At 63.6% G+C, this 8,215-nt stretch carries 9 protein-coding genes; 3 read left to right on the top strand and 6 right to left on the bottom strand.

Features of this window, described 5'->3' with window-relative positions; genetic code table 11:
- Positions 1–154: 154 nt before the first annotated feature.
- The 3 genes from AC3WN8_RS27875 to groES form a co-directional block, all read right to left on the bottom strand.
- Complete coding sequence (locus AC3WN8_RS27875) at positions 155–3,043, bottom strand: class I SAM-dependent DNA methyltransferase (RefSeq protein WP_492672783.1); 2,889 nt, start codon at positions 3,041–3,043, stop codon at positions 155–157.
- Positions 3,044–3,234: 191 nt separating this feature from the next.
- Positions 3,235–4,854: a chaperonin GroEL gene (gene groL, locus AC3WN8_RS27880; RefSeq protein ID WP_492672784.1), complete on the bottom strand. Its 1,620-nt coding sequence runs from the start codon at positions 4,852–4,854 to the stop codon at positions 3,235–3,237.
- A 55-nt stretch (positions 4,855–4,909) separates the two neighbouring features.
- The gene (gene groES / locus AC3WN8_RS27885; protein ID WP_492672785.1) at positions 4,910–5,224 is read right to left on the bottom strand and encodes a co-chaperone GroES; all 315 of its coding nucleotides are present in this window, start codon (positions 5,222–5,224) and stop codon (positions 4,910–4,912) included.
- 251 nt (positions 5,225–5,475) lie between these two features.
- Between groES and AC3WN8_RS27890 the strand changes: the two genes are divergently transcribed.
- From AC3WN8_RS27890 to AC3WN8_RS27900, 3 genes are read left to right on the top strand one after another with little or no spacing between them, the layout of a single operon-like run.
- Complete coding sequence (locus AC3WN8_RS27890) at positions 5,476–5,712, top strand: hypothetical protein (RefSeq protein WP_492672786.1); 237 nt, start codon at positions 5,476–5,478, stop codon at positions 5,710–5,712.
- On the top strand, positions 5,709–5,978 hold the full coding sequence (locus AC3WN8_RS27895; RefSeq protein WP_492672787.1) for an usg protein: 270 nt from the start codon (positions 5,709–5,711) through the stop codon (positions 5,976–5,978). Before AC3WN8_RS27890 ends, AC3WN8_RS27895 begins: the two co-directional genes overlap by 4 nt.
- Complete coding sequence (locus tag AC3WN8_RS27900) at positions 5,975–6,334, top strand: hypothetical protein (protein WP_492672788.1); 360 nt, start codon at positions 5,975–5,977, stop codon at positions 6,332–6,334. Before AC3WN8_RS27895 ends, AC3WN8_RS27900 begins: the two co-directional genes overlap by 4 nt.
- Positions 6,335–6,344: 10 nt before the next feature.
- Here AC3WN8_RS27900 and AC3WN8_RS27905 read toward each other — a convergent pair whose 3' ends face one another.
- The 3 genes from AC3WN8_RS27905 to AC3WN8_RS27915 all read right to left on the bottom strand — a co-directional run.
- On the bottom strand, positions 6,345–6,977 hold the full coding sequence (locus AC3WN8_RS27905) for a MarC family protein (RefSeq protein ID WP_492672789.1): 633 nt from the start codon (positions 6,975–6,977) through the stop codon (positions 6,345–6,347).
- A gap of 71 nt (positions 6,978–7,048) precedes the next feature.
- Positions 7,049–7,651, bottom strand: a complete 603-nt coding sequence (locus AC3WN8_RS27910; protein ID WP_492672790.1) for a hypothetical protein — start codon at positions 7,649–7,651, stop codon at positions 7,049–7,051.
- Between the two features lie 57 nt (positions 7,652–7,708).
- A partial coding sequence (locus tag AC3WN8_RS27915) for an NADH dehydrogenase ubiquinone Fe-S protein 4 (RefSeq protein WP_492672791.1) occupies positions 7,709–8,215 on the bottom strand: 507 nt, incomplete at its 5' end.

Consider the following 8,215-nt stretch of genomic DNA (forward strand, 5'->3'; position numbering starts at 1 on the left):
GCGCCCTCATGTCAGTCGTTCAGCTTGGCTCTGCGGCACCCCGAAACCTGCCGTTCATTCATCGTGCGGTGGCAGCGATACGAATGACCGACATTGGGACATTGCCGTCGTTCTAAACGGCATGTCGAACGTCGGCTCCTGTCAAAAGCAGGCGTCAGCATGTCTCAGTCGAACGGCTTTGGTTTAGTCCGAACAGCCGGGCGAGGATTTCGTCTTCGTCCAGCCGCCCGGCGCGCCAGTCCTCGCCCCAGCCGTAAGCGTCGGCGACGGCGGCATCGAGCGCGGCATGCGCGTTCGCCAGCCATTGGGGCCGGGCGTTATAGAGGTTGGTCAGCGTGCGCTTCTTCAGTTCCTTCGCTGCGTCCTCGTCCTTGGGCAGGACACGGTCGGGATAGCCGGGCACCACTTCGGGCTCGCGCACCACCAAATCGGCGGGGTTGAGCCAGTTCTCGCGCAGTTCGTTAAGCCGCGCGGCGGCGGCAGCAATCGCTTGCGCGCGGGGATCGCCGGCATATTTGGCGGCCGGGATGTTTGGGGTCAGGCCCTCGGGGAAGGGGAAGGTCTCGAAGGTGGTGGAGGGCGTGTAGCGGGGGTCGTTGCCGACACCCACGTAGGTGCAAAGGCGTAGCGCCCACAAAGCGTGAAAATGGCTTTGAAGGACTCCAAAGTAGGCGTCGTCGTCCTTTGCGAAGGCGATGAGGGCGCTGTCGGGAACGGTCGTTGCTGGTAACCAAGTGAAGATTAGATGACGCGCGTGGCGGGTTGTCGCCAAGATTCGGCTTTTGCCGTTCGCTGCCCGCCAGAACCCCTGTCTTGGCTCAACGTGCCGCCACCAGAAGCGGGCATAGGCCTCTCGCCGATTTTCTTCACGAACGGGTTTTACGTTCGCCTCAACATACGCGAATGGCGCCTCATACAGCGCCACCTCCAGCTCGCTGAGGGTCCAGCCGAAGTCCACGATCCATTTGTCGGCAGGGCGGCGGGTCAGGTCCATGCCATTGACCCAAGGCCGCACCACGTCAGCGTTGGGACGACCGTTCGGATTGAGAGGCAAGGTGAGCCATTCGCGTGCGATTTCACCGGGAACGTCGAACGGTCCGCCCTTGGTGTCTCCCATAAAGGCTACGCCCGCGTTCTCGCGGAGACGCGCGGCTTTGGTCAAATCGCTAGCGGCGGCAGTAAGATCGGCGTTGATCCACTCTACTCGCTGGCCGTCCAGCATTGCCGATGTTACGGCGTCTCGTGTAAAACAGATGAGCGACACTCGCACAGCCGCGCCGTCCACGGTCCAGGGTTGGTCGCTCCATGCTGCAGTGAACCCGCCAGCGTCAGCGATCGGCGCCAGCACGCGTCTGTTCGCGCCTCCGCGAACTGAATTGGTCGTGACAAGTCCCACCTCACTAGATTGGCCGGCCGTGACAGCATCCCAACCCTTGGCAACCCAATAAGCGACGAGGTCGGCCTCCTGAGGGACGCGGCGAGCGTAGGCCGCGAAAAGAGCTTCCACATAATCGTCGCCAAGCGCCTCACGCATCCGCTTTCCGCCCAGAAACGGCGGATTCCCCACGACCACATCCGCCGCTGGCCATTCCGCCCGCGTGCCATCCGGGTTCAACACCGCATCGCGGCACTCGATCGTGTCCAGCGGCCGCAGGATCGGGTTCTTCGCGGCGTCGAAGCCGTTGCGGCGCATCCACTGGATTTCGCCGATCCACACCGAAACACGCGCCAGTTCGGCGGCGTAAGGATTGAGTTCGATGCCCAGCGCGCATTCGGGCCCGACGCGCGGGAAGCCCCGGGGCAGGCCCAGCGCCTCGGCATCCAGATTGGCGCGATGCTCGATATCCTTCAGCGCCTTCAATGCAACATAGAGGAAATTGCCCGAACCGCAGGCGGGATCGAGCACGCGAAACCTGGCCAGCCGCTCGATGAAGGAGGAATGGATCGCCCCCGCCTCGACCAGCATCCGCGTCGCCCGGCCACGTTCCGCCGGCGTCAGCAGCTTTTCGGCGGTGCGCTTGGGCGCCTTTTCCACCAGCGCGGCGATCTTTGCTAGCGCTTCGGCCCATTCGGCCTCCAGCGGTTCGATGATGACCGGGCGGACGATCATCATGATCTTGTCACGATCGGTGTAATGCGCGCCCAGCTGGCTGCGCTTGGCGGGATCGAGCCCCCGTTCGAACAGCGTGCCCAGGATCGACGGATCGATCTGGCTCCAGTCGCGCCGCGCGGCGGCGAGCAGCTGATCGATGTCCTCACTGTCGACCGGCAGCACGCTGGCGTCTGTGAACAGCCCGCCGTTGAACCATTCGATCGGTTCAAAATCGATGTCGCCGCCGGTCGCCATCGCGCCGAATAGTTTGGCGGCATTGCCCTCGAACCGCTCGGGCCGCACCCGGCTGGCGCTCAGCATCTTGGTAAACAAATGGTCGGGCAGCAGGCCGACATCCTCGGCGAACATGCAGAAGACGAGTTGGTTGACGAAATGGGCCACCCGGCGTGGCTCGTGCCCCCGGTCGCGCAGCCGCTGGGCGATGCCGGCGAATTCGCGCGCGGTCTCCTCGGTCAGTTCCTGGCGCGACTTAGCGGGCCTGAACTGCTCGGGTTGGGTGAAGGCGGCCTTCAGCCGATCGCGCACCGCGCCGTCGGTCAGGTCTTCGGTTGCGATCTCGTGCGTTTCCTGGACGCTGTTTGTCCAGTTGGTCCGGATCACGATCCGGTTCATGTCGGATACGATCAGCAGCGGCGGGTTTTCCAGCGCCACCGAATATTGCAGCAGTTGGCCATAGGCTTTGTCGAGATTGGCGTGGCGGCCCTTATACTCCCAGCCAAAGCATTCGCGCCGCCAGACATCGGCCCAGCCGTTTCCGCCGCTGGTCTTGTTCGCGCCCTTCTCGAAAGTGAACCACTCGCCCTTCGGATCGGCCGAGACCGGATCGAGGATGCCGAGCAGCGCGCACAGATCGTTGAAATGGCTCTGCGAGGCAGACCGCTCCTTCAGTTCCACGTTGCGCCATTTCTTTAGAAAATCGTGCGGTTTCATGCGCCCCCGGGAACAAGTGATCGAACCTGCGTCAATTTTGCGCAGCCCGGCTCTTTAGTAGCCAATCAACACGATGGAGCAATCACCAAGGGTGCGCTGCTGCCGGCCAGCCCCTCGACCACCTGAGTCGAGGATCATGATGACCCTGCCAAAAAATTGGGGAGCCCGGCGGCTGGGCTCCCCTTCTCACATCAATAGTCTATTGCCGGCATCGGCGCGGCTTTCTCCTCCTTCGGCACTTCGGCGACGAGCGCCTCAGTGGTGATGAGGAGCGATGCGACCGAGGCCGCATCCTGAAGAGCCGTGCGCACGACCTTGGCCGGGTCGATCACGCCGGCCTGGACAAGGTCCTGATATTCGCCGGTGGCCGCGTTGAAGCCCCAGTTATAGTCCTCGGCTTCGAGCAGCTTGCCGACGATCCAGGCACCATCCTCGCCGGCATTCTCGGCGATCTGGCGGGCCGGCGCGCGCAGCGCCCGGCGGACGATGTCGATGCCCGACTGCTGGTCGTCATTGGCGGCCTTGAGGCCATCCAGCGCCTTGAGCGCGCGCAGCAATGGTACGCCACCGCCGGGCAGGATGCCCTCTTCTACCGCAGCGCGGGTGGCGTGCAGCGCATCGTCGACCCGGTCCTTCTTCTCCTTGACCTCGACCTCGGTCGCGCCGCCGACGCGGATCACGGCCACGCCGCCGGCGAGCTTGGCGAGCCGCTCCTGCAGCTTCTCGCGGTCATAGTCACTGGTGGTCGTCTCGATCTGCTGGCGGATCTGCGCAACGCGTCCGTCGATATCGGCCCTAGTGCCGACGCCATCGATGATCGTGGTGTTGTCCTTGTCGATCGTGACCTTCTTGGCCCGACCAAGCATGCCGATGGTGACGTTCTCCAGCTTGGTGCCGAGCTCCTCGCTGACGACATTGCCGCCGGTGAGGATGGCAATATCCTCGAGCATCGCCTTGCGGCGATCGCCAAAGCCCGGCGCCTTGACCGCCGCGATCTTGAGGCCGCCGCGCAGCTTGTTGACGACCAGCGTCGCCAGGGCCTCGCCCTCGACATCCTCGGCAATGATCAGCAGCGGCCGGCCCGACTGGACGACCTTCTCGAGCAGCGGCACGAGGGCCTGAAGGTTCGACAGCTTCTTATCGTGGATCAAGATGTACGGATCATCCAGTTCCACCTTGAGCTTCTCGGCATTGGTGATGAAATAGGGCGACAGATAGCCGCGGTCGAACTGCATACCCTCGACCGTCTCGAGCTCGGTCGCGAGACTCTTGGCCTCTTCGACCGTGATCACACCCTCGTTGCCGACCTTCTCCATCGCTTCCGCCAAGATTCGGCCGACTTCCTCGTCGCCATTGGCCGAGATGGTCGCGACCTGCGCGATCTCGCTATTGGCACTCACCTTCCTGGCATGGGTTTCCAGATCGGCGACGACGGTGGTCACCGCGAGATCGATGCCGCGCTTGATGTCCATCGGGTTCATGCCCGCAGCGACAGCCTTCGAGCCTTCGCGCACGATCGCCTGGGCGAGCACGGTCGCGGTGGTGGTGCCGTCGCCGGCCTTGTCGTTCTGCTTGTTGGCGACCTCGCGCAGCATCTGCGCACCCATATTCTCGAACTTGTCGGCAAGTTCGATTTCCTTGGCGACGGTGACGCCGTCCTTGGTGATACGGGGGGCGCCGAAGCTCTTTTCGATGACGACGTTGCGGCCCTTGGGGCCCAGCGTCACCTTGACCGCGTTCGCGAGCGTGTCGACGCCGCGGAGCATCCGGTCACGTGCGTCCGACGCAAATTTGACTTCCTTTGCAGCCATCGCTGCTACTCCTTTCTCTGTCCTTCCTGAATGTTCGAGGGATGAAGGCGGTCGATCAGGCCGCCTGCTTGAGCGGCACGACGTTGTCGATCACACCGAGGATATCGCTCTCCTTCATGATGAGCAGATCCTCGCCGTCGATCTTAACCTCGGTGCCCGACCATTTGCCGAACAGGATCCGATCGCCGGCCTTTACCGACAGTTCGACGAGCGCGCCGTTATCGTCGCGGGCGCCCGGCCCAACTGCGACGACCTCGCCTTCCTGCGGCTTTTCCTTGGCGGTGTCAGGGATGATGATGCCGCCCGAGGTCTTCTCCTCGGCGTCGATGCGACGGACGACCACACGGTCGTGCAAGGGGCGGAAATGCATGGCAAAACCTCCAGATGCAAAACATGATGTGACAACCCTGCCGTTCATCCGAACGACAGGTTCAATCGAACTAGGAAAACCGATTTTTCCGTTCAAGAGGGGAGACAAAATTTTTTGGCACTCTTGGGGCTGGAGTGCCAATCCGGTATAATTGCCCCCTTGACGAGACTCGGCGCGGAACCAAAATCTGTCGGTGCGGGTCCGTTCCCGCCTCAACGGAAAGGAGCGACTTAAGGAAAGGAGATACGGCCATGTCGCAGCCATTCTCGCGTTTTCTGCATCCCTTCGATGTTACGCGCCATCCGAGCCTCGAGCCGGAAGTCAAGCGCGCCATTCTCGCATCCTGGGCATCCGATCGGTCCGCTGTCCGGGATCACCCCTCGCTTCGCAAGCCGCCCGGCGCGAAGCGTGCCGTGCCGATCGATGAGGTCCTCGCGGCCATGCGCGCGCTCGACCAGGGTCGGGAGTCGGGAAGCCATCTCCGATGAGCGATCGCGCTTTCCTCGCGCAGCTGCGAGGCTATGGGCTGACCACTGCGGAGGTCCATTATTACCGGCCCGACGCCCCGTCGCTGCTGCAGCTGTTCGTCTGGCAGGAATATGACCTCGCGCCGGATTTTCCGGTGCTGTTCGAATTCCTCGATCATTGGCGGCGCGAGATCAGGGCGGCGCTTCACTCGGTGCAGATCGCGCACGACGAGCTGATTCGTCCGACCGAGTGGCGCGCCGTCGATGGCGTCATCAGGCTGCAATGATGAAGGGGCCGTTACGAAGCTGGCGCGAGCGCGGTGGCCGCCAGGTCACCATCGCGTTGCCGTTCGATGACATCATGGAGTTCGCGCTTGCGTTGCTGTCGGTGCCGCCGGACGAGCTAGAAGAACTTGGCTGGAGCTTTGCCGACCGCAAGCGGCTGCTCGATCATTTCCTGAGGTCGGGCAAGGCAGCACAAGGCGTTGCGCCGGAGGTGCTCGGCCAGACCTTGATCAAACTCCGTTTCCCCTGGCGCGATATTGCACGGCTCCAGCGCTTCGCCCGGCGTGCTTTGCCCAAGGCTGCTTCGAATGCTGCCATGCTCGATAGGGTGCTTCGCGTGCTCGACGCGGTGGTTTAGGTGATGCCTGTTAGCGTTGGATGAATGGTGCCGCTGCAAGGCCATCGAAAATAAACTGGATGGCGAGCCCGGCAAGAAGAACGCCCGAGATCCGGCCCACCACATCGGCGCCGGTACGGCCGAGCAACAGGACGAGGCGGTCGGCAGCCAGCATCGCGATCCAGGTCAGCAGTGCGCAAACGAGGATCATGCCTACGATGGCACCAGCCTCGATCCATCCCTGAGCGCGGCCCATGACAAGCACAGCGGCCGAAAGGCTGCCGGGCCCCGCGATCAGGGGAAAGGCGAGCGGGAAAACCGCGATATCGCCGGGCTCCTCGGCTTCACGCCGCTCACCCTCGTTGATCGACGAGAGGCCGGGGCTTGAAAAAGTGAGAGTAAGCGCCTGCAGGAATAGAAGCACGCCGCCGGCCACGCGGAACGCCGGAAGCGAAATATGCAGTAGCGAGAGGACGAGCCCGCCGGCGAGTGCAAACACCAAAAGCACGAAGGCGGCGACCGTAACGGATCGGCGTGCCAGGCTGATACGCTCGCTGCGGTGAATTCCGGCGGTCAGGCCCGCGAACACGACTGCTGTCTCGATCGGCCCAATCGTGACCAGCAGTGTAATGAAGCTCGAGAAAATGCCGGGTGGTACGTGCATGGCATTGGGCCGCCAGTCGCGGCATTGGGATTGAAAGGGAGGAGCGGCGCATGGCGCCGCTCCTGAGTGGCTCAGGTCGTATGCAGGAGCTTGCTTCCATGGTCCGCTGCTGTCCGACCCACCGCCGGCGTCACGCCCCGGTCCTTTCCGCTCGAACCAGCCGTGGTGGATGCCGCCGGCGCGTCACGGCAGTCGCCGGAACTGTTCGACACCACTTTCGGCTGCTGCCCCGGCCCGAACGAAGTGACCTGCACAGTTCGGCTGCATGTGCCCGTTCCGGTACCCGTCGACACGAAGCTGTAGCTGACGGTTCCGGCCGGCAGGACGTCGAAAGCGGCCAGGTCGACCTTGCCGCCACGCGCGTTTGGTTCGAGCTGGAACGCACGAACCTGCTGCATCATCATGTCGGTCTGTCGGTCCATGTCGGCCGCGATGCGGTCGAACAGGGTGAAGGGTGCGGCCCCGAACGGATCGAACCAGCGCACGGGTACAAAATCGAGGGCGGGTGCGACTGTGACCTTTGGGGCGACATCGCCCTTATATTCGATCCGCGCAATGGAGCCGTCAGGCAGGTCGAGCTTCATCACATGACTGTCATGGCTTGCCGCCACCGCCGTACCCACAGCCGCAAGGGCCGCGATGCCGGCGATGACGATAGTACGGATTTTACGCATCAATCGTCCTCCTATGCTGGTGAGAATGAAATCTATCCCGCGAGACCATTGGGCATATTACTCGCCGCTGGCTGACGCCGCCGCTTCCCGAAGCGCATTGACAGGATAATCCCCGCAGCATCGCGGATGCGGTCCGGTCGGCCAGCAGCATAGCCGCGGCGGCGGTTCGCCGCTCAGACGGGGCGCGCGGGGACGGAACGGGTCAGGCGAGCCCCGGGTTTTGAACCGGATCGCCTCGCGCTGGCAATAGCGCTCCGCCGCTTCGAGATCCGCAAAGCGAAGCTCGATCTGCGCGAGCGGGTCGCCGCCGCCGGTCCAGCCGGTCAAGGCATCGGGACGGGGACGCCACCGCTCGGGGAAGCGTAGTCGCCACATGCCAGCCTGGGCCCGGCCCGACTGGTTGATCCCCCATGGGATCGGTTCGATAATCGCCCTGGCGTCAGTCGGCAACGCGCTCGAACCGTGCGGCCCCGGCGCATGATTGTCGTTGGCGGCTGTCGCGGCAGTCGTTTCCGATTCAGCCTGCGGGGGGCTGGGCCCCGGCCCCCGGGCCCCGGCCCCCCC

This window comes from Sphingobium sp. FW305-3-2-15-F-TSA7 (assembly GCF_058787155.1).